Source organism: Mesorhizobium sp. LSJC285A00, assembly GCF_000503155.1.
Classification (GTDB): Bacteria; Pseudomonadota; Alphaproteobacteria; order Rhizobiales; family Rhizobiaceae; genus Mesorhizobium.
This window is the reverse complement of record NZ_AYVK01000030.1, coordinates 56,391-77,481: the sequence shown is the minus strand read 5'-3', so window position 1 is coordinate 77,481 and position 21,091 is coordinate 56,391. Positions and strand designations below refer to the sequence as shown.

16 protein-coding genes and 1 pseudogene are annotated in these 21,091 nt (G+C 60.5%); 9 read left to right on the top strand and 8 right to left on the bottom strand.

Features of this window, described 5'->3' with window-relative positions:
* From X726_RS1000000171230 to X726_RS146405, 5 genes and pseudogenes are all read left to right on the top strand, one after another.
* Positions 1-218 (top strand): annotated as a pseudogene (locus tag X726_RS1000000171230) (hypothetical protein); the annotation flags it as partial.
* A complete protein-coding gene (locus tag X726_RS146390) occupies positions 215-1,024 on the top strand; it encodes an ABC transporter permease (protein WP_023671811.1) in 810 nt (269 codons plus the stop codon). The pseudogene X726_RS1000000171230 and the gene X726_RS146390, both read left to right, overlap by 4 nt.
* Positions 1,021-2,199, top strand: a complete 1,179-nt coding sequence (locus tag X726_RS146395) for a M20 aminoacylase family protein (protein ID WP_023671810.1) — start codon at positions 1,021-1,023, stop codon at positions 2,197-2,199. The genes X726_RS146390 and X726_RS146395 overlap by 4 nt, the downstream gene beginning before the upstream one ends.
* The gene (locus X726_RS146400; protein WP_023671809.1) at positions 2,199-3,551 is read left to right on the top strand and encodes an FAD-dependent oxidoreductase; all 1,353 of its coding nucleotides are present in this window, start codon (positions 2,199-2,201) and stop codon (positions 3,549-3,551) included. Before X726_RS146395 ends, X726_RS146400 begins: the two co-directional genes overlap by 1 nt.
* Positions 3,552-3,554: 3 nt before the next feature.
* Positions 3,555-3,917 carry an AraC family ligand binding domain-containing protein gene (locus X726_RS146405; protein WP_023671808.1) on the top strand — a complete coding sequence of 121 codons (363 nt, stop codon included), beginning with the start codon at positions 3,555-3,557 and terminating at the stop codon, positions 3,915-3,917.
* A 536-nt stretch (positions 3,918-4,453) separates the two neighbouring features.
* On the opposite strand, the gene X726_RS146410 is transcribed toward X726_RS146405, so the two are convergent.
* From X726_RS146410 to X726_RS146420, 3 genes are all read right to left on the bottom strand, one after another.
* On the bottom strand, positions 4,454-5,608 hold the full coding sequence (locus X726_RS146410) for a GNAT family N-acetyltransferase (protein ID WP_023671807.1): 1,155 nt from the start codon (positions 5,606-5,608) through the stop codon (positions 4,454-4,456).
* Complete coding sequence (locus X726_RS146415; RefSeq protein ID WP_023671806.1) at positions 5,605-6,597, bottom strand: sterol desaturase family protein; 993 nt, start codon at positions 6,595-6,597, stop codon at positions 5,605-5,607. Before X726_RS146415 ends, X726_RS146410 begins: the two co-directional genes overlap by 4 nt.
* 203 nt (positions 6,598-6,800) lie before the next feature.
* Positions 6,801-8,807, bottom strand: a complete 2,007-nt coding sequence (locus X726_RS146420; protein WP_023671805.1) for a heparinase II/III-family protein — start codon at positions 8,805-8,807, stop codon at positions 6,801-6,803.
* Between the two features lie 55 nt (positions 8,808-8,862).
* On the opposite strand from X726_RS146420, the gene X726_RS146425 reads away from it, so the two are divergent.
* Both X726_RS146425 and asnB read left to right on the top strand, forming a co-directional pair.
* The gene (locus tag X726_RS146425; RefSeq protein WP_023671804.1) at positions 8,863-10,065 is read left to right on the top strand and encodes a cellulase family glycosylhydrolase; all 1,203 of its coding nucleotides are present in this window, start codon (positions 8,863-8,865) and stop codon (positions 10,063-10,065) included.
* A 222-nt stretch (positions 10,066-10,287) separates the two neighbouring features.
* Entirely contained in the window at positions 10,288-12,177 is a 1,890-nt protein-coding gene (gene asnB, locus X726_RS146430) for an asparagine synthase (glutamine-hydrolyzing) (RefSeq protein WP_023703936.1), read from the top strand.
* Positions 12,178-12,195: 18 nt separating this feature from the next.
* Here the strand turns inward: asnB and X726_RS146435 are convergent, their stop codons facing one another.
* Positions 12,196-13,314: a glycosyltransferase family 4 protein gene (locus tag X726_RS146435; RefSeq protein WP_023671802.1), complete on the bottom strand. Its 1,119-nt coding sequence runs from the start codon at positions 13,312-13,314 to the stop codon at positions 12,196-12,198.
* 168 nt (positions 13,315-13,482) lie between these two features.
* Between X726_RS146435 and X726_RS146440 the strand changes: the two genes are divergently transcribed.
* Positions 13,483-14,922 carry a polysaccharide biosynthesis C-terminal domain-containing protein gene (locus X726_RS146440; RefSeq protein ID WP_023671801.1) on the top strand — a complete coding sequence of 480 codons (1,440 nt, stop codon included), beginning with the start codon at positions 13,483-13,485 and terminating at the stop codon, positions 14,920-14,922.
* Between the two features lie 40 nt (positions 14,923-14,962).
* Here X726_RS146440 and X726_RS146445 read toward each other — a convergent pair whose 3' ends face one another.
* The 3 genes from X726_RS146445 to wecB are packed head-to-tail and all read right to left on the bottom strand — an operon-like array spanning position 14,963 to position 18,247.
* Positions 14,963-15,766, bottom strand: a complete 804-nt coding sequence (locus X726_RS146445) for a WecB/TagA/CpsF family glycosyltransferase (protein WP_023725122.1) — start codon at positions 15,764-15,766, stop codon at positions 14,963-14,965.
* Positions 15,763-17,100, bottom strand: coding sequence for a UDP-N-acetyl-D-mannosamine dehydrogenase (wecC, locus tag X726_RS146450; RefSeq protein ID WP_023671799.1), 1,338 nt, complete (start codon positions 17,098-17,100; stop codon positions 15,763-15,765). Before wecC ends, X726_RS146445 begins: the two co-directional genes overlap by 4 nt.
* Positions 17,093-18,247 (bottom strand): UDP-N-acetylglucosamine 2-epimerase (non-hydrolyzing), encoded by a 1,155-nt coding sequence (gene wecB, locus X726_RS146455; RefSeq protein ID WP_023671798.1) that lies wholly within the window; start codon positions 18,245-18,247, stop codon positions 17,093-17,095. The genes wecC and wecB overlap by 8 nt, the downstream gene beginning before the upstream one ends.
* A gap of 607 nt (positions 18,248-18,854) precedes the next feature.
* Here wecB and X726_RS0135885 point away from each other — a divergent pair.
* Complete coding sequence (locus X726_RS0135885) at positions 18,855-19,895, top strand: hypothetical protein (RefSeq protein ID WP_023671796.1); 1,041 nt, start codon at positions 18,855-18,857, stop codon at positions 19,893-19,895.
* Between the two features lie 42 nt (positions 19,896-19,937).
* Here the strand turns inward: X726_RS0135885 and X726_RS09450 are convergent, their stop codons facing one another.
* Positions 19,938-21,041: an acyltransferase gene (locus X726_RS09450; protein WP_196814062.1), complete on the bottom strand. Its 1,104-nt coding sequence runs from the start codon at positions 21,039-21,041 to the stop codon at positions 19,938-19,940.
* Positions 21,042-21,091: the final 50 nt, after the last annotated feature.

The window sequence follows — 21,091 nt, the reverse complement described above, 5'->3', positions numbered from 1 at the left end:
TTTTTGTCTTCGCGCTCGGCTATTACATCACCCCGACGCTTGTCGGCGGGCCGACAGACCAGATGATCTCCAGCTACATAGCCTTCTACACCAACAGCACGCTGAACTGGGGCATGGGCGCAGCGCTTTCCCTGCAACTGCTGATGATCCTCGTATTGTTTGCGTTCCTGTTCTGGACGGCATCCGTCCTCTTCCGCAGCAAGGCGCATGTCGCATGAGCGCCGACCGCTTCCGGAAATGGCTGATGTTTGCCTATGCGGCGACGTTGCTGGCTTTCATCATCCTGCCCCTGCTGATCGTGGTCCCCATGTCACTGACCTCGAGCAATTCGCTGGCATTTCCAACGCCGGGCTGGTCGTTGCGCTGGTATGCCGAGCTGTGGGTCGACGAGCGCTGGCCGAACGCGCTGTGGAACTCGGTCGTCATCGGGCTATCCACCACGGTCCTGGCTTTGCTGCTCGGCATACCTGCGGCGATCGGGCTCGCTTGGGGTGATTTTGCCGGGAAACGGATCCTCTACGCGATCATCGCCGCGCCTTTGGTGACGCCGGTCGTCATCGTCGGCGTCGCGGCCTTTTCATTCTTCGCCACGCTGGGACTCGTTGGCAACAAACTATCGATCATTTTGGTGCACACGGCGATGGCCGTGCCTGTGATGCTGACGACCGTCGTCGCCAGCCTTTCGACCTTCGACCGGACGTTGGTTCGTGCGGCGGCATCGCTGGGCGCCGGCGCCATGCGCACCTTCTTCAAGGTGGTGCTGCCGCTGATAGCGCCGGGCGTCGTTACAGGGGCCATCATCGCCTTCATCATTTCTTTCGACGAAGTCGTCGTCGCAAGCTTCCTCTCGACGGGCGCGGAGCGAACCTTGCCCCGCATGATATTCTCCGGGGTTCGCGAGTCCATCAGCCCTGCCATAGCGGCCGTCGCCGTGCTGCTGATCGCTTTCTCGGCGATCCTGCTTGGGGTCATCGCCATCCTGCAGAGCCGCTCGCAAGCTCTCCGCGCAAAGGCATCGGCATGAAACTGGTTCCGTCGGTGCGGCAACTCGAGACCGAGATGACGGCGTGGCGGCGGCATCTCCATGCCAATCCCGAGCTCGGTTTCGAAGAGTTCGAGACGGCCCGTTTCGTGGCGGACAAACTGCGCGCGTGGGGCATCGAGACGACCGAAGGCGTCGGACGCACAGGTGTCGTCGGCACGCTCAGGGGCAGGCTCGGCGCTGGTCGCAGCCTTGGCATCCGCGCCGACATGGATGCCCTGCCGATGACTGAGGCACGGCCGCTGGTGCATGCGTCCCGCACCCCCGGGCGGATGCATGGCTGCGGCCATGACGGCCATACCACTATGCTGCTCGGCGCAGCCTCGGCGCTTGTTCGCTCGCCCGACTTCGCCGGCACGGTGCATTTCATCTTCCAGCCGGCCGAGGAGGGTCGAGGTGGGGCGCTTGCCATGCTGAACGAGGGCCTTTTCGAGCGTTTCCCCTGCGATGAAGTCTACGCGCTGCACAATTGCGAACGGCCGCTCGGCGAGATCGCCGTCCACCGCGGAACGGTGGCCGCGGCGGCCGATCGCTTCGAGATCGTCGTCCACGGAAGGGGCGGCCATGCGGCGATGCCGCATCTGGCGATCAATCCACTCCCCATCGCCGCGCGCATCCTGCTGGCAATCGAAGCCCTGCCCGGCCGCGTCACCGATGTGCATTCTCCCGCAATCGTCACCGTTGGCAGCCTGCGTGCAGGCGAAGCCTTCAACACCATCCCCGATACGGCGTTTCTGACCGGCACCGTGCGCACCTTCGACCACGAGGTTCAAAAGACGCTGGAGTCGGCAATCCGCCGCATCGCGAAAAACGAAGCTGAAGCTTTTGGCGCCGGCGTCGACCTCCGCTACGAAACGCCCTTCGCACCGACGATAAACACTGCGGCGCAAGCCGACGCGATGATCGCGATTGTGAACGAGGTGATGGGACCGGCAAGTCTCGTCATCGATCCGCCTCCCGAGATGGGTTCTGAAGATTTCTGCTACATGCTGGAACAGCGGCCGGGCTGCTATTTCCTGCTTGGCCAGGCGGACGCTGCGCACCAGGCCGCCGCGCACGACACCAACTACGATTTCAACGACGCAATCCTGCCGATTGGCGCGAGCCTTTGGGTCAGGCTCGTGGAGCGCCGCCTATCAGCCAGAGGCGCATCGTGATGCAACTGACGGAAAAGGACATCGTCTGGCGAAGCCATTGGCTGCGGCAGGCCCTGCCCGAGGACCCGAACCTTGCGCCTCCGCTCGAAGAGGCGACGCAGGCCGACATCTGCATCGTCGGCGGCNGCGGCGGTGGCCCGAGCGGCCGCAATTCCGGAATGGTACTTTCGGCATGGACGAAATACAGCGCGCTCGCCGCGCTGCGCGACGGAAACGATGCACTTTCGATCATCAAGGCATCCGAAGCCGCAATCGGCGGCATCGAGGCTTTCTGCAAGGCCGAGGGAATAGACAGCTGGTTTGATCGCATCGGCTGGATCTGGGGTGCGACGTGCGAAGCCCAGCTTGGCGCCTGGGACGACGCGTTGAACAAGCTGGCGGCGCATGGCTACGTGCCGGCGCGACGAGTTTCGCGCGACGAGATCGCAGCGATAGCCGGCACGACGAGCCACCTCGGCGGCGCGTTCGATGCGTCGTCGGCAACCGTGCATCCCGGTTTCCTCGTGCGCGGCCTGCGCCGGGCAGCACTAACACGCGGCGTGCGCATCTATGAAAAGTCGCCGATGACGCGGTTTTCGCGCGACGGCACGCTCAAGGTGGAGACGGGGAGAGGCACTGTGTCCTGCGGCAAGATTGTGCTTGCCATGAATGCATGGTCCGGCGCCATTCGAGAACTGGCGCCGGCAATCTTCAACATCTCCAGCGACGACGCCATGTCAAAACCCATTCCAGACCTTCTCGACAAGATCGGCTACCGCCGCGCGCCGCTGATGATCGATTCCCGCGTTTTCGTCGGCGGTTGGTCGCCGACGCGCGATGGTCGGCTGTCTGTCGGCGTCAGTGGCGGCGTCATCGGCCTCGGCGGCATCGTCGACAGGCGGTTTCATGGTCTATCGCCACGGGTCGCCGACATGCGCCGCGCGTTGCGGGATGGTCACCCGGCGCTCGCCGACTTTCCGCTCGATACATCATGGAACGGCCCGATCGATCGGACCGTCAGCGGCGTGCCACTGTTCGGCGCCCTGCCCGCCAACCGCGACATCGTCTACGGCTACGGCTTCTCCGGCAACGGCACGACGATGGCCTATCTCGGCGGCAAGATCCTGACCGGCCTGTTGACCGGCGGCGAATCCGAGCTCACCCATTCGGCGCTCGTGCGCCCAGTGACGCGAGGCTTCCCATCCGAACCATTCCGGTTCGTCGGCGCGCATTTCGTTCGTGGCGCGGTGCGGCGGCGCGACGATCTCGAACATGCCGGCCGAAAACCCGACCTCTTGACCAGATGGCTCGCGGGACTGGCCCCGTCCGGCGTCACCCCTTCGAAAGCCAACCTCCGCGCAAGGAAAGGATAAACGGTGTCCAAGGCCAAGATCTTCAAGCACAGCGAATTGACCCTGAAGCCGTCGGTCACACCGACTGGCACATCCTCGATTGCCCGCGTCATCAATGCCGATATAAGTCGGACCATGGGCGGCGGCATCGAGTATCTCGAGAACGCCTCGATCGACTGGACCGTGACCTACGACGAGGTGCTGTTCATCCACGAGGGCACCTTGACGATCGAACTGGACGACGGTCGCCATGAGTGCAATCCCGGCGATATCGTCTGGCTGCCAAACGCCACCCACCTGAAATACATCGCCACCGAGCGTACCGGCTATTTCTATTGCCTTTACCCGTTCGACTGGGCAGCGCGGCAGGGAACGGTAGAACCCTGAACTGACAGGCACTCCTTTTCCATGCGTTGGCCATCCGCAGCGCAGTTCCGAACCCGGGGCGTCCAGACATCGACTCCGGCTCACACTCCTTGGGTTGTCACGTTCATCATATGTCATGCTGGCGCGCATGTCTGGCGGGAGATTGCAGCGACACAGCTCAGCCGCAGCACCTAAGCAGGAACCGGTAGTTCGACGAGTGGGCGGAAAGGCGGTAGCGCTCTCCCGCTACCAGCCTACCTAAGCTACTGAAATCATAGTAAAAACGCCGACCTATGGTAGCGCCCTGTCCGAAAAAATCTTCAATGATTCTCAGGACCTAGCCTGCTACCGTTGTGACGCCAACGAACGTGTTGCAACGCTTCGCAGACGACAAACTGCGCCTCGAGAGACGTGATTTGCGGGAATTGAAGTCTGCACCTGCGGACCCATTCGGTCCCGATTCCGAGGCGCAATCGACGCGGATTTTCGAATGGCGCGCCCATGTCGCACGCCAGCCCTCAACGCTCGGCGGCTTATGCCCAAGTTATCCAGCTAAATTAAGCAGTCTCATCGGGCGGGCGCTCTGGATTCGCCGACGCCAATCCGCGTGAGCGTACGCGGATCGTCTGACAGATACGATCAGCGAGAGAAGCGAGCGCGCCCTGCACAGTGCGTGCCCCAAGAACGGATTGGAGGGTAACGGCCTGTGTTGCAAACCTATGTTTGAAGGCCTCTCCGCCACAGAGGAAATCGACCAATCCCAAGCCGTGATCAAACGACCACTGTATATACTCCGTAATCAGGACCGCACCCGGCGACGCTCGGCTAAAATCAGGGTCGTAGGTGGTAACGAATGCCATCATGACGTTGTGCTGGACGATGTTGATGGAAACCGCGACCATCGCACCATTGCATTCAAGTACGAAAATGCGCAGCACACCGGCGCGTGACAGCGCGTCGACCAGAGCGGCAAGAACCGGCTCGCCCTCTTCGAAAAGGTCGGATTCACGCGTGTGCTTTTCCAGCCATCTGCGCTTCAGCGCCGACAGTCGCTCCAGCAATGGCTGCAGCGGCTCGTCGGCCGACAGGAGGCGGAATTTCACTTCGCCTGTTTCTTCCAGTATCTTGATGCCGCGCCGATAGTTCTGGCGCATCTTTTTCGGCTGGTCCGCCAGCCATGCTGCTCCGCTGGCCCACTGTCCAGCGACGCGATAACTGACTTCCTCCCGGTGATTGGCGCGAAGCTTGACGCCGCTGGAAGAGCCCGGTGTAAAAATCCTGCGGGCTGCCGCATCCGGCGACAGACGATTGATAAAAGCAAGATCGAAGCCACCCGCCGAACAGATCCGGTTCCAGAGGTTCTGGAGGGCCGATAGGGAGCATTCCGGCGCGACAAGAATATCACCATAGTCCGTATAGCTATTGGCGGCCCATTCGAGGAGCCGAAGTCCTTTTCGTCTGCCGATCGCCAGGGGAATGACAGCGACCAGCCTGTCATCGCTCCATACCAGGCCGATCCGCAGCGAGCGCCGGTCGCGGTCGCGCACGGTGCTCCACCATGCCGAAACCCAGGCATGGCTCTGAAAGATCAGTGCATCGGTACGATGCCATAGGTCTACCCATTCGGTTTCGATGGCGGCCAGGCGATCCGTCGAACTGACGATTTCCAGTCGCTCCGCACCAACAGCGTCAATCGAAGCCATTTTGTTCATGGTTGGAGACGGTCCTGCGGCCGCGCGACATCGATGCGCTTTTGAAAAAGTCGCACGATATGGTTTGCCATTTTCTTGAGCGGCAGCACGTAAAGTCCAAAAAGCGACTGATAGTCGCGTACGTCGCGATCTATCAGTCCAAACTTGAGGTCTTCGTCCGGATCCGGGATGAACTGCGTTCCGAATATGCGATCCCAGAATGAAAAAAGCAGCCCGAAATTCTTGTCGTAGTGGCGAGGGTCGACACTGTGATGCACCTGGTGCCAGTGCGGACACAAGATGACGCCGTTCAACCGGCCGAAGGAAATCTTCAGATGCGTGTGGCGAACAAAGTCCATCATGAGAATGTTGCGAATGACATAGACGTTGATGCCAAATATGGCGATCTCGACCGGATCAAGCGCAATCAGGCTCCACAAGCCGAAACTGATCCCCGGTATGACGCCGTCCCAGATCCGGTTCATCAGATCGTCCAGGGGGTGAACCCGGTCCTTGGTGATCCCAACCATCACTTCGGCCGAATGATGCACCTTGTGCAATTCCCACAGGAACGGGAAACGGTGCTGGGCAACGTGATATAGGTAGTAGGAGATATCGTAAGCAACGAGCATGGTTGCGGTGAAGAGGATGATCGTCACTGGGCCGGCGGGGCCGGGTATCAGCGGTTGCGAGATGCTGAAGAGCCAGCCGACTGCCTGGTTTGTTGCATATCCCGTGGCGGCAACGAAGGTGACACCGGCGGGAATGAGCAGGAAGGGCATCACCAGCCTTTTCGTGATCCAGAACAATGCGTCCGCTCGCGCCGATGGGTGCATGATGACTTCCGCGGGAAAGGCGAAGTCGAAAAAGTCCCGGAAGGATTTCTGTTCGACCGTTCGCCAGTAGGCGACCACCGCGCTCCCCAGCGCCGTGAGCAACAGGAGACCGAGTGTCAGCAGATCGATGTGTGAGAGTTTTTCCACGATCACTCTGGCGAATTCCGAAAACATCGATGCAGTGGCTCCTAGGTGGTGAAATGGTGATCCGGCTCGTCGCGAAGCACATATTGCCAAGCCTATCATATGCTGCCCGCAACTGTGTATCGGGATGCGACTGGCAGAACAATCATGGCCAAATTAGCAGATCAACGGTGTCAAAACCGCTAAATATCTGAACGTAATTAATGTCGAACGCTGCGCCTGCAACCTGCCCGTTATCGGGTCTGCGGCGGACTTGGCGCGAGCCGGATGACTACTCCCTTTTCGCCTACTTGGCCACGCCATGCGAGGCGTTCGGCTGGCTGCCTTGCACCAAAACGCGGCGAAACCCAGCCGCCCTGGCCCGGTGTGTCGCCGCCGGAACGGATGTGGATCGCTGCGTCTGGAAAGTGGATAGTCATCAAAGGTTCAGCGCCGCGCAATATCGTGACAATGTTTCCATCCCTGTTGGCGTGGAGGTCGGCGGCGAGTTGGAAGACGATCTCAGCGACGCGGCTGCCGCCGAGCAGTTGGTCGGTCACGAGGATGCCGTCGCCATCGCGTGTCACGGCGCGTTGATGCACAACGCCGAAGCGGCCTTTGTACCCGTCATGTCGGGCACACAGCCTCCAGTGCGGCCCCGGCTCGCTCTCCACCAATGTCGCAACCGCCTTGTGCGACCAGTTGAACGCCCCGGAGATGATGCTTTGGCTTTTACCCTCTAGGTTCAGCGTGTTGTGCGCCGGCGTCGAGCGGAACCAGTCGCGCCAGCCTCCCCCCGAACCATAGAGCCATGTGCCGGGGTCGACCAGCACCGGATCGCCGTCAATGCACAGGGTGAGCGACAGCGCGTCGGCATGACCGTGCGCCGCTATCGAAAGGTAGCCCAGCGGGCCGTGGTCGTATGTCAGATGGACGTTGCGACCATTCATCTCGCCGCGCCAGACGGAGAGCCCGCCTTGCGTGAATGTATGCAATCCATTCGGCACCGGCGCCGGCCGCGGTGGCGCGCCGAAGAAAAGCGCACGAAAATCGCCAGGCTCCGGTGCGCTGCCCGGCATCCGTAGAAAACCACGGATGGCGGCCGCGACCGATCCGACATAATCGGTTTCGCCCCCCAGCGTGATCACGCGGCCTTCATCATTGTCGCCGAAGCCGCTGGTTTTCGGCGGGAGCCAGCCTGCGAAATTGGCGAAAGCGGCCAAACGCGCTTCGACGGGCTGGGGAAAAGGCAGTCCGGCCTGGCGCGCCGCCGCAGCGCACAGCAGGAAAAGTTCGGCACTGAAGGCGGCGTAGGTCGGGGTCTGCTCGGCCCCGGCGCCATCGGCCAGGATCTGTTTGAGCACCTCAGCCAGGAGCGACTCGCGAGCCACCTCGGCCCCGAAAGCCAGACCGATCAAATATTCGCCAGCCAATTCCGCGACGAGATGGTTGTTGGCGGACGAAAAACGGGAGGGAAACCGCGGCAGCCAATAGGCGCTTGCCGCCAGTATTTCACCGACTTTTTCTCGCGTCGCCGCGCCAAGCCGGTCGCCGACGAGGTCGAGCGTGACAATCAGGCTGATGGCTCGTAGCGCGACCTCGATGCCCGAGGCCCAGCCAACGCCCCGAAATGGTGGGTTGGCGAAATGCCAGCTCTCGATCGCCGCCTCGATGGCCGCACGGGATTGATCATCGCCGGTGAGAAGCAGATGGGCAGCCAGTGGCGGCAGTTGCTGCAGCCGGTTGATTTCCCAGACATATTTTACATCGCCACGGCCGGTGGCATGGCGAAAATCGATATCGAAAGTATGGGTCTTGGGGCCTGGCCAAAGCCGGCCGGTCACCGGATCAAGGCGCCAGAGCTCGGGTGGAAAGAGAGTATAGGGGTCTCGCTGTGGCCAGGTCTGCCCAAGTGCTGAAAACTGGCCCCGAAGAGTGTTTTGCGCAGCCGCCTCGATAGCTTGCCGCTGGGCTGGTGTCGCAGCGGCCGGCACAGCATTCCGCAATCCGTGCAGCACCGGGTGCAACTGCGGCGACGCATAGCGCTGCCAGCCGTTGTCGCGGCGGCGCGAAACGGTCCTCCGGCGCTGCTCGTCCAACCGATGCAATATCTCGGCCAACTCCATGCTGCGCAATCGGTTGAAATACCACCCGACCCTCATCCGCGCTCCGCCAAGATTTTGATCCTCATACACCATCCCGTCGAAAAAGCGTGTGGCGGCATCCTCTTTTCCGTTCCCGCGGTTAATATCTTCGGCCATGACGCGGAGTTTTGCGATGAGAAAAGTTGTCTACGTCATAGCGTGCGCGCTTGGCATGGCTTTGTCAGCCGAGGCGGCGCCGATCCCGCTTGAGCGCGGCGTTGGCGTCCATGAATGGCTCAACTGGTCGCCGGTGGAGAAAGATGGTTCCTACAAATGGCCGCCCTATCGCAGCGAGAAGGAATGGCTTGCGGGCGGCAGGCCGCTCACCGATTGGCCGGACGGCGACCAGTTTGGTCGCATTCGATCCATGGGCTTCGACTTTGTCCGGCTGAGTGTCGACCCTGGCCCTCTGCTTGCCAGCGAGGGCGCCAAACGACAACAGGCGCTGGACATGCTTGCCGCTGCGGTGCAGCGGGTGGTTTCAAGCGGGCTCAAGGTGGTTTTCGATCTGCATGGCGTCAGCCAGGTTCCGGCCTACAGCATGGAAATGATCCATGGCGGGGCCGACAGCGAGGGTGTTGCCCGCTATCGCAAAATGGTAGTGGCGGTGGCTGCCATGCTGATCAAAATTGGCGCCGACAAGGTCGCCCTCGAGCCCTATAACGAGCCCGCCTACTACCCTTGCGATTCAAGCGGCAGCGATGACTGGCAGCGGATCATGGCAGGCACGGTTCGCGATATTCGCGCCGTCAGCAGCGAACTCACCATCGTCGCGACCGGCGCCTGCGGCGGGAGCATCGCGGGACTGGTCAACCTGGACCCCAACTTCGACGACCCCAACGTCTATTACAGCTTCCACATGTATGATCCGCACAGCTTCACGCACCAGCGGGCCGATGACAAGAACGCTTTCTCCTCCGGCCTTCCCTGGCCTGCCGACGCCAGCACGCCCGAAGTGGTCGCCGAAACCCTCAAGGCGCAGATGGACGCCGCCGGCTTGAGCCAGATCGAAGAGGTGATGAACATGGCCTCGGCGCGTGAAACGATCGCCCGATACTTTGAGCAGAATTGGGGGCAGAGCCAGCTCGAAGCGGGTTTCCGTCAGGCGGTCGACTGGGCTGAAGCCCATGGCATAGCGAGCAGACGCCTGTTCGTGGGCGAATTCGGCGTTATCCTGATGTCTGCGGATGGCCGCATGGGAGCTTTCGATGCTGATCGCCTGCGCTATCTCATGGCAGTGCGCAGAGAGGCGGAACGCTTCGCGATGCCGTGGTCGGCCTGGGAATTCTCCAATCCTTACGGAATGAGTGTTATCCAACCCAAGGGGCCTGCGATCCCGGACCGGGAGATGTTGCGGGCACTGGGCCTGCCATAACTCGTCATCGGGTCAGGATCGGTTCGAGCGGTCTGCCTGGTTGCTGGCGATCAATCGCGTGAAACCCAAGGACTGTCGTCTCCAGTTGCAGCCGAGAGGGCCTGATCGAACCAAATCAGGCTCAGTTTTAAAATCACTCCACCGAGCAGCTATTTAATATATTCGCTGTAGATTGGTGTCCTCGATCATACGCAAACAAGGGAAAGAGGGCCAAGGGAAAGAATGTGCGGAATTGCCGGCTGGATTGGGCGCAGGGTCGAGAAGCCACAAGATCGGGCCGCCGGGATGTCGAATGCCTTACAGCATCGTGGTCCCGATGCCGAAGGCATCGAACTCCTGGACCTGAACACAGGCGAGGACCAGTTGGCATTGGTGCATCGCCGCCTGGCGATTATTGACTTAAACGCCGATTCAAATCAGCCGATGCAGACCGAGGACGGACGGCTCCGGATTATTTTCAACGGCGAAATATACAACTACATCGAGTTGCGTGAGGAGTTGATCGGTCTCGGCCACCGTTTTCGCACACGCTCCGACACGGAAGTGCTGCTCAGGGCTTATGACCAGTGGCGCCTGGCCATGTTCGACCGATTGAGCGGGATGTTCGCTTTTGCGCTGTGGGACGCTCAACGGCGCGAATTGATCCTCGCTCGCGACCCCTTTGGAAAAAAACCCCTTTACCTCATGCAAGGCAGAAATTTGCTGTCGTTTGCCTCGGAGATCAGCGCGTTGTTGTCTGCGCAGCCAGATGGCCAGCAGCTCGATCTGGATGGAGTGCGCGAGTATCTGACCTGGCGTTACGTGCCTGGACCGCGGACGCTTTTCAAACAGATCCGCAAGCTCAACCCGGGAAGCTACGCTGTGTGGTCGCAAGGGGAAGTAACGGAAACGCGCTACTATGCGCCCCCGGATCAGACCGATCTGACAGCGGATATCGATCCAGGAACCGCCAAGCGGCGATTTCTGGAATTGCTCGACCGTTCTGTCGAGATCAGGATGCGCAGTGATGCGCCGTTTGGCGCCTTTCTGTCCGGGGGCCTCGACTCGTCGGCAATCGTTGCCCTGATGACCAGGCACAGCGACAACCCCATTCGTACGTTTTCGGTCGGTTTCAGCGAACAGGCTTACAGCGAGCTTCCATTCGCCCGGCGCGTCGCCGATCATTTCAAGACCGATCATTGCGAAATCGTCATCCAGGCGGATGACCTGATGAATCATCTGCCCAAGATGGTCCGCCATCGGGGGGCACCTGTTTCACAAAGTACGGACATTCCAATTTACCTGATGTCGGTTCGAGCCTCGCAGGACGTCAAGATGGTGCTTACGGGCGAAGGTGCGGACGAGATTCTCGGCGGCTACCCCAAACATCGCGCAGAGTCTCTGGCGGGTGTCTACCGGTCACTTGTTCCAGCGTCGCTTCACAACAATCTCCTCGCCCCTTTGATGCGCGCATTGCCCGGCGCATCGGCCAAGTTCGATACATTTGCCCGAAGCGCGGGTGAACGGGACTTTGCCACCCGGATGATCTCCTGGTTTGGAGCCATGACGGCGCGGGAACGCGATTCGCTCCTCGGTGGGTTGGCCACTTGCGGCCATGACTGCAACGATTTCCCGTTCTCTTCGAGTGTGACGGAATCTCATCTGCGCCGTGTGTTGTTTTTTGATCAGACATCGTGGTTGCCCGACAACCTCTTGGAACGGGGCGACCGAGTGATGATGGCCGGTTCAATCGAGGGGCGAATGCCATTCCTTGATCGCGATCTGGTTTCCTTCGTCAGCCAACTGCCCGATCGTTACAGGCTGGGCTTCCTGCACAGCAAACAGATCCTGCGCGACTGCATGGCCGGCATGGTTCCCGACGAGGTCCTCAACCGCCCAAAGATCGGCTTCAAGGTGCCCGTCGCCGAATGGTTCCGCGGGCCGATGAGCGATTATGTACGGGACCATCTGTGTTCGTCCCATTCGGTCATCCGTAGCTATTTGAGCGCCAAGAAGCTGGACCAGATTGTCAGGGAGCACGCCGAGCGCGCCGCGGACCACGAAAAACTGATATGGGCGCTTTTGAACCTGGAGATATTCCACCGCGAATTCGCGCTTGGCCCGCCGCAGTGACGACAATGAAGGACAGCGTCAGCGCTTGACCGATCGCGCCTCGGACGCGACCGATCTCCAGACATCGCAGATCGCGTCGACAAACGGTGCAAGCTCAAGCCTTTCCCGGTGCACCGCCATGGCGGCGGCGCCAAGCCGCGCGCGCAGCGCCGTATCCTCGACCAGCCGAGTTAACGCCTCGGTCAACGCCGCCACATCGCCGGGCGGCACCAACAGACCGGATTGTTCGTGGGTGATGATGTCCTCGACCGCGCCAACCGGGGTGGCCACGACAGCCAGGCCGGCCGCCATGCCTTCGATCACCGACATTGGCAGATTTTCGGCGAACGAGGGGAGCACCAGAATATCGGCCGAAGCGATCAGTGATGCGACCTCGTCAGGTCCCACCCAGCCCGGAAAAGCAATACGGTCGGCAATCCCTAGAGCGACCGACCTCGCTCGTGCCGGCTCGACCTCACCATCGCCGGCGATCGTGGCACGCCAACCCCTGAGATGTTTCATCCGCTCCAGCGCCTCGCCCAACTGCGGCACGCCCTTTCGCTCGCCGATGCGGCCGAGGAACAGGATGTGCACGTGATCGCCTCCGCCGACATGCGCCAGGGAAGGAACTGCCGTGGCGTTGGGAACGATGACAATATTGCCGCCGTTCGCCGGTGCCCGGCTGGCGACGAAATCGCGCCAAAGCCCCCCCAGGACAATCACCCGGCCGGCATGCTCGAACAGAGCCCTGATACGGCGGCTCATGAAACTATGATCATCTTTCCAGAATGTCTGATACTGCGCCCCATGCAGATGAAGGACATATGGTATCGACAACAGCCTGGCGCAGGCGGCGATCATCATCTTGCGATAGGTGCTGCCGGAGACCGATATATTGATGTGAATGACGTCGGCGCGTCTGTCGAGGCGGGCCGCAAGCATCCGCGCGCAAAAACCAAGCATGTAGAAGATCGAAAGCCCGACATGTCCCGGGCCACGGCTGGAAAGAAAGCGCAGATCGATGTCGGCGATCTCTTGCCGTTCGAACTCCTGCTTCAGCGCCCCCATGATCCGGTCGATGCCGCCTTGTCCCGAAACGCCCGAGGGCGTTGCGACCAAGACATGTATTTTTCTATTGTGGGCGAGACGCTGCAACATGACACCATTTGGATTGCGGATGCCGGGTGACCCTAAAGCAAACGTTCCAAAAAAGGTTTACGACAAATCTTTTGGTTCAAACTGTATCCGTTCACCCTTTGCCGTCATCATGCTGGAATTCCCGTCGGTCAACGATTAATCGACGGCAAATTTTCCGGGAACAACCCTTTGCTGCTCCGTTCCACACTCATCTATGGCCCAGCTATTCTGCTGACGCGGGTTTCCGCTCTGCTCCTGCTGGTCGTCATGACGCGGCTGATCGACCAGACGGAGTATGGCCTGCTGACCCTGGTGGTCACCGTGGGCGAAATGACGGATGTTGCCGTTACCAACTGGCTGCGCATTGCCTTGTTGCGGCTTGGCGGAAAAGGCGACGTCAGCCGTGGCAGCCTGATGCTTGCCGGACAGGTATTGCTTGTCACCACGGTGCTGGCCCTGATCATATCCGTGATCGCCTCGGCGGTGATCGTGCCGGAGCGCTGGATCGAATTTGCAATCGCCGTCTGCAGCTATCTGATTGCCGGCTCCATCAGCCGGTTCGCGTTGACGGTGCTGCAAATGCAGCAGCGTCATTCCCTCTATTCGATGCTTGAATATCTGCGCGGCCTGCTGCAACTCGCCTTGCCGATCGCCGCCATCCTTATCTTCCAACGCTCGTTTCTGACGGTATCGCTCGGCTCGAGCCTCGCCGTGCTGATTGCCGGCATCGTGGCGTGCGTGGTGGCATCCGGGCGCGTTATTGGCGGCCCGCCGCGCTTCACCCACAAGGAGTTTTTTGCCCTCGGCGTGCCCCTGGTCATCATGGCGCTGGTCGGTTTCGGTCTCAACAGCGCTGAACGCGTCTTCCTCAAGCTCTACTACGATGCCGGCGCGGTGGCCGTCTTCGCAGCCGCCTACGCATTGGCTCGGCAGCCGATCGATATGGTCGCCAACGCAATCAACATGGGCGCATTTCCAGAAGTGGTCAGCCGCTTCGACGAAGAGGGATCCGAGGCGTCCGGGCGGTTGTTGTCGCAACTCATGGCCTTGATGATACGCCTTTGCCTGCCGGTCGCAGCAATGCTTATCGCGCTCAGCGGCGACATCACGCGACTCCTGCTGCCCGCGGAATATCATGGTCGCTTCGGCCTGCTGTTCCCGATCATCGCCTTCAGCGTTCTTTGTGCCAATCTCACAAGCTTCGTTTATGGCGTCGTGGTGCACGCACATAAGCGGCCGTGGTTGCTGATCATCGCCAATTCCTTCGGCTCGGTGGCAACGATTTCACTGTCTTTTCTGTTGATTCCCACCATGGCGGAGGTTGGCGCGGCGTTGGCGTTGGCGGGCGGATCGCTGGCAGGTCTTGCAGCCTGCATCGTCATCGCCGAGAGGCTCACGCCGGTGCCGGTGCCCTGGCGCGACATCGCTGTCTCAATCATAATTTCTATCTGCACCGGATTGGCCGCCAGCCTCGCCAGCACTGCGCTGGGCTATATGCCGGCGATCTTTCCGCTCGCGGCGGGCGGCGTCGCCGGCGCTGCGGCTTTCCTGGGACTGACCTGGTTGTTTCACCCCGCGGCCGTGACGCATTTCATCGGCAAGCTAAGGGCACGGCTCCGGATCGCATAAATCCCGCGCTATGAGGCATGCTTGTCTGAAAGTCGCGAGCTTACGGATTGACGTTTCGGCGTCCCCGGCGAGACCAGAACTCACGCCACAGCAGCAGTGCATAGGCGGTGTTGGTATCGTAGTAGCGGCGCCACAAGCGTCGCGGCTCCTGCGCCACGCGGAACAGCCACTCCAGGCCGGCCGCCTGAACCAGTTTCGGTGCCCGGGCGACCTTTCCACCATAGACGTCGAAGCTGCCGCCCACGCCCATGACGAAACTCGGAGCGAGTACGTCGCGATAGCGCTTGAGAAAGCGCTCCTTGCTCGGCGTCGGCATCGCCACAAACAGGCAGTCGGCACCTGAAGCGTTGATGGCCTCGACGATCGCGGCCTCTTCCTCCGCCTTGAAATACCCATTGCGCCGGCCGGCAATGGCCAGGCTCGGATGATCTCTGGCAAGTCGGCTTTCAACTGCGTCGAGAATGTGCTGTTCAGCGCCCAAAAGGTAGGGGCGATAGCCACGCTTGGCGCACAGCGCAAGCAGGTTGATCATGACGTCGACGCCGGTCACACGCTCCGGCAACTCGACGCCGCAGAGCCGCGCGCCCCAAAGCACGCCTTTGCCGTCGACATTGACCATATCCGCCCCGACGACATCCTCGCGCAGTTCGGCATTCTTGCGCATGTTCACAAGCTTGGCGACGTTCACGACAACATGATGAAGCGGTCGCCGCGTCGCCATCGCCTCGTCTGCGATGGCCAGCGTCTCGGCCATGGTCAGCGCATGGATGGTCGCACCGAGAAACTCGCGGCGGCGTGATGCCAATAGGGAGTGTTGCGCCCATGCCGGGTCATGCGAGTTCATGCCGCTTCTCCGGTGCGAGCGAGAGACTGCGAGCGTTCCATTTCGGATTTCTTGCCTTCGATGCGGGCGTCGGGCTTGCGCGCCTTGCGCCAGGTCCACAGGCCCCGTGTGTCGACGAGCTTCTTGTCCTTGAGCGCTTCGGGATCGATCAGATTGAATTGTCGATGGTCGACCAGCAGGACGACGATATCGGATTGGTCAATAGCGGAAAGTGCATCGGTGAACATGATGCCGCTGCCCTCGAGCTCGTGTGGCAACTGACGCGCATTGGGCTCGGCAGCGACGATCTTGATATTGGGAATCTTGGACAGAAGCTTAACAACCTCGACAGCCGGGCTCTCGCGCATATCGTCGATATTGGGTTTGAAGCTGAGGCCAAGACAGGCGATCGTCTGGTTGCGGGTCGGGTCGAGCAATGCCTCGATGTCCCTGACCACCGACAAGGGTCGCTCGGAATTGATGCGCCGTGCCGAACTGATCAGCCGCGTATTGTTCGGTGCGGCGTCGATGATAAAATACGGATCGATCGCAATGCAGTGGCCGCCCACGCCCGGGCTCGGCTGCAGGATGTTCACGCGAGGATGCCGGTTGGCGAGATCGATTACCTCCCAGACATTGAGCGACAGATCCTGGCACACCGCCGCAAGCTCATTGGCGAAGGCGATATTGACATCGCGGAACGCATTTTCGGTCAGCTTAACCAGTTCCGCGCTTTCGGCCTGGGTTATGAACAGGTCGCCGGCGACGAAGCTTGAATAGAGTGCCGCTGTCCGCTCCGAAGACTTTCGGGACAGTCCGCCGATCGAGCGATCATTGTTGATCAGCTCGGTCAGCACCTTTCCCGGCAGCACGCGCTCGGGAGAGTAGGCGACCAGGACGTCAGCTTCCTCGCCATGCGCAACGGGAAATTTGAGATCGGGTCGCAGTTCCGCGAGCAGCGCTGTCATGACGCGCGTCGTGCCGACCGGCGATGTTGATTCCAGCACCACCAGGTCGTCCCGTTTTAGCACCGGAGCGATGCTTCGCGCTGCCGCAAGCACGTAGCTGACATCCGGCTTGCGGTCCGGGGTGATCGGAGTTGGAACGGCAATAATATAGGCATCGGCCGGCTGAGGCGTGCTGAATGCCTTGAGCTTGCCATTGGCGACGACTTTCTGGATCAAACCATCCAGGTCCGGTTCGATGATGTGGATTTCGCCGCGGTTGACCTTCGCGACCACCGCCTCATTGATATCGACACCGATGACTTCGAGTCCGCGGCTGGCAAAAATGGCGCAGGTCGGCAGGCCGATATAGCCCATGCCGATAACGGAAACGGTTTTGATTTCAGCCATGATTCAGCAATTCCTCAACGATCCGGGTCGCAGCTTGGCCATCGCCGTATGGGTTGTGCCTCTCCGCCATGCCGCGATAGACGCTCTCATCATCGAGCAGGCTATTGGCATTGGCCAGAATTTTTTCGATATCGGTACCGACCAGCCGGGCAGTACCAGCGGCGATCCCTTCGGGTCGCTCCGTGTTTTCCCGCATCACCAGCACCGGCTTGCCGAGTGAAGGCGCCTCTTCCTGCACGCCGCCGCTGTCGGTCAACACCAGGTAGCTCTGTTTCTGCAGGTACAGGAACGGCAAATAGTCCTGCGGGTCGATCAGGTGGATGTTCGGCACCGTCCCGATTTCGGCGTCGACCACGGAGCGCACATTCGGGTTGGGATGGACCGGGTAGATGATCTGCACATCCCTGCGCGCCGACAATGCCTTCAGCGCGGTGCAGATCCTCTGGATGCCGCCATCGAAATTCTCACGGCGATGACCGGTGACGAGGATCATTTTCTTGGTCGGATCGATGAAGGGGAAACGAGCGGCGAGCTTGGCGTTCATCAGCTTGTCGGCATCGATCTCGCTGGAGAAATGCAGCAGCGTGTCGATCACGGTATTGCCGGTTACGAAGATGGTGTTCGCAGCCTTTCCTTCGGCGATGAGATTGTCGCGCGCCTCGGTGGTCGGCGCAAAATGCCAAGTGGCGATGTTGCCGGCAATCTTGCGGTTCAGTTCCTCCGGAAAGGGAGAGTTGATGTTGTGGCTGCGCAATCCCGCCTCGATATGGGCAACCGGAATCCGCTTGTAGAAGGCAGCTAGAGCCGCGGTCATCGCGGTGGTTGTGTCGCCCTGGACGATGACGATGTCCGGCTTCGCCTTCTCCAGCACCCCCGCCATTCCGAGGAGCACGCGCGAGGTCACGTCGAACAACGTCTGACCTGGCTGCATGATGTTGAGATCGTAGTGCACCGGCAGGCCCGTCAATTCAATGACCTGATCGACCATCTCGCGATGCTGGCCCGTCACACATATTTCCGTGGTAAAGCCTGGATGGGCGAGCGCGGCGCGCGCCACCGGAAAACATTTGAGCGCCTCCGGCCTCGTGCCGAACACGATCAGCAGTTTTCGCCTTGAGGGCAATCTCGGATGTGAAACGGCGTTCATGGTTGACCCTGGTCACCGAAAGCGTGGGCGCCCGGCTGACATGTGCTTTCAGCCTAACAATAGCGCCCTGAACCGCCTTCGTGTTCAAAAAAATTAACGTATGATTAACGCTAGAGTCCGCAGCCCCCCTTGGGCAACCCTTGCCAGGAACTGTGGGGAAAGATACCAGAGCAAGCCATTTTTGCTTTAACGAGAATAACTTGGGTTGACTAATATTTTAATCATCGGCCACGCCGTCGGATCCCGGCGCTGGGAAAATGAGCTTTTTATGCGGTTGGATGCGGCAGGTTACGTGGTCTCGAGTTGCCACGCGCCGGCGCCGGCGCCAACCGCTCGGGGGCTGGACACTGTCTTGGCGATCGAGAGCCGGCGTTTCGGTCCCTCGCTGGCGGGCCGGTCCGAGCCGTTGCCGCCCATCGATCGCGGCCCTCCGGACCTCGTCATAGATCTCACTGCCAGCGCAACGGGGCAAGACGCGCCAGTCCTGAGGCTCGAATTTTGCGGTCGCAACAGCTTTCCAGCCGGCGTTGCCGCAATGTTGGCGAGCGGACAATTGCCTGAACTTGGCGCTCGCCTCGATGGCGTTGTCGTGGCCCAGGCTAGACCGATGCTGGCAGACAGGCTCTGGCTATCCCGAAGCTGCAACGACCTGCTCGCCGGCGCCATGTCGCTGATCATGCAAACCGTCGCCCGCTTCTTTGCGGGCAAGCTTGTGGCGGTAAGCGACAACCCGGTGCCGATCCTGAAGAACGACAGTTTTGTTCGACACTATGTGCCCTTTTTTGGCAGGGCTTTGATCGATCGCGCCGTGCAAAAAATCAGGCGGGGACGACGCCCCTTCTATTGGCAGGTTGCCTATCGGGTGATCGACGGACCAGGCATCGCCGAAACCGGGCAACTCGACGGCAAACCGTTCACAGTCCTGCCGGACGATGGCCAACGCTTCTATGCCGACCCGTTCGTCTTCGAGGCCGACCGCCGCCATCATCTGTTTGTCGAGGAATTCCCCTACGCGACGAGTCGCGGCGTGATTTCCGTCGCCGAGCTCGGTGACGATGGCACTTTCGGTGTTCCAAGGGTTGTATTGGAGGAAGCGCACCACCTGTCGTATCCGCAGGTGTTCGCACACGATGGCGAGATTTTCATGATCCCCGAAAGTGGTTCGGCTCGCGAACTTGTGCTCTATCGCGCCGCGCAGTTTCCCGACCGCTGGGTCCGCGACACGGTGCTGATGGCGGACAGGGATTTCAACGACGCGACGCTGCTCGAATCCGACGGTCGCTTCTGGCTGGTTGGAACGGAGCGGTTCGGCTACGGCAGCGCGTCGGACACGATGGCGGTCTATTGCGCGCCCTCGCTGCGCGGGCCATGGGTCGCCCATCCGCTCAATCCCATTGCCGTCGATCATTCGGCCACCCGGCCGGGCGGCGCCTTTATCCGCCAGGACGATGCCCTGGTGCTGCCGGTGCAGAACGGATCGAGGGCCTATGGCGGTGGTCTGGGGCTGATGCAGCTCGAGCGACTCGACGCGTCCGATGTCCGCTTCGCCTCGCCCCGGCCGATCGGCGCGGGTCCGGCATGGGCACGCACGGGCATTCATACGCTTAACCGCGCCGGCAATGTCGAGGTCGTGGACAGCGCGGGCTGACTGAAGCGCTGAAAGCCGTGACCGTCCCGTTGCTTGGCCTGCTTATTTGTTCTCCGTGGCAATATGAGGAAGCGGTGTGTTTCTCGTCTTCCTTTTGCCGTTCAGGGTCTGAAGAATCGGCTTCTCGATCATCTGGTAAATCACCAGACTGACGAGGCAGGCTGCCACGATGCTGACCACCGACACCAACAATACCGTTGTCGGATGCTCGTATCCGACGGTGCGTCTGGCCAGGTACGCCACAGCGCCGATCACGAAGATATGCGACAGATAAAGCGCGTAGGAAGCGTCGCCCAACTGCTCGAGAAGGCTCCAGTGCTTGAGTTTCGGCTCCAGAATGAGGCTGAGATGAAGTAGGCCCGCCGCCCACATTGCTTGTCCCGCGAAGCTGATCTGACCCAAGAGCGGCGTACCGTCATCGACGAATGAAAGCACCCCGCCCGCAGCGGTCATTACGCCGAATATCCAAGCATGGCGTATGTCGGAAGTGAAATCACCGTCCAAATAGCGCCGCCCTATCCACATACCGATGACGAATGCCACCGGAGAAGGGTTGAGATAGAACTGGATAACAGGGTTGGTGGGAGCCAGCCACAGCCCGGCTATCCACATCGCAATGAAAAAGACCGTCAGCACAAATACGCGCGAGGTCACGGACAGGAATGCGAACACCGCAAAAGCGATATAGAAAAATACCTCGTAATTGAGCGTCCAGCCGAGTGAGAGGATTGGACTGGCGCTATCCCGTCCAGGCGCTTCGTGAACAATGAAGAGGAGCGACTGAAGATAGTGGGGCCACGTAAAGACGGTCTTCTGGAAGAGACTTGGCGCGAGCGCCGCCAGAACCGCGGCGAGGCTGGTGAAAAGCCAGTAAAGGGGGATGATCCGGATTGCTCGGCGTTTCAGGAAGGTGGCAGCGGAAAACGGACCATCTCCCGTAATATGGACCATTATGAAACCGCTGATGACAAAGAACAGAACGACGCCCAGGCGGCCCGCCGTCACAATAATCAGATTGTCCACGCCAATCTGATAGGAAAAGGCGTGTGCGAACAGAACCAGCAAGGCGGCGCAGGCGCGAAGATACTGAATCGAATAGAACTTCTTCACCTTGATCTCCTGCGCTTTGCCGGTGCCTGATGCCATTGTGCCGTCCACAGGCAGCGCGTCGGGCGCCGTGCAAAGCATCGCCATCA

What these genes read in the sequence shown, in the direction of transcription:
- X726_RS146425 (WP_023671804.1), top strand. Translation starts at nt 8,863, where the DNA reads ATGGCTTTGTCAGCCGAGGCGGCGCCGATCCCGCTTGAGCGCGGCGTT.
- wecC (WP_023671799.1), bottom strand. Translation starts at nt 17,100, where the DNA reads ATGGCTGAAATCAAAACCGTTTCCGTTATCGGCATGGGCTATATCGGC.
- X726_RS0135885 (WP_023671796.1), top strand. Translation starts at nt 18,855, where the DNA reads ATGCTGGCAGACAGGCTCTGGCTATCCCGAAGCTGCAACGACCTGCTC.
- X726_RS146395 (WP_023671810.1), top strand. Translation starts at nt 1,021, where the DNA reads ATGAAACTGGTTCCGTCGGTGCGGCAACTCGAGACCGAGATGACGGCG.
- X726_RS146420 (WP_023671805.1), bottom strand. Translation starts at nt 8,807, where the DNA reads ATGGCCGAAGATATTAACCGCGGGAACGGAAAAGAGGATGCCGCCACA.
- X726_RS146435 (WP_023671802.1), bottom strand. Translation starts at nt 13,314, where the DNA reads ATGTTGCAGCGTCTCGCCCACAATAGAAAAATACATGTCTTGGTCGCA.
- X726_RS146445 (WP_023725122.1), bottom strand. Translation starts at nt 15,766, where the DNA reads ATGAACTCGCATGACCCGGCATGGGCGCAACACTCCCTATTGGCATCA.
- X726_RS146390 (WP_023671811.1), top strand. Translation starts at nt 215, where the DNA reads ATGAGCGCCGACCGCTTCCGGAAATGGCTGATGTTTGCCTATGCGGCG.
- X726_RS09450 (WP_196814062.1), bottom strand. Translation starts at nt 21,041, where the DNA reads ATGGCATCAGGCACCGGCAAAGCGCAGGAGATCAAGGTGAAGAAGTTC.
- X726_RS146415 (WP_023671806.1), bottom strand. Translation starts at nt 6,597, where the DNA reads ATGTTTTCGGAATTCGCCAGAGTGATCGTGGAAAAACTCTCACACATC.
- X726_RS146410 (WP_023671807.1), bottom strand. Translation starts at nt 5,608, where the DNA reads ATGAACAAAATGGCTTCGATTGACGCTGTTGGTGCGGAGCGACTGGAA.
- wecB (WP_023671798.1), bottom strand. Translation starts at nt 18,247, where the DNA reads ATGAACGCCGTTTCACATCCGAGATTGCCCTCAAGGCGAAAACTGCTG.
- asnB (WP_023703936.1), top strand. Translation starts at nt 10,288, where the DNA reads ATGTGCGGAATTGCCGGCTGGATTGGGCGCAGGGTCGAGAAGCCACAA.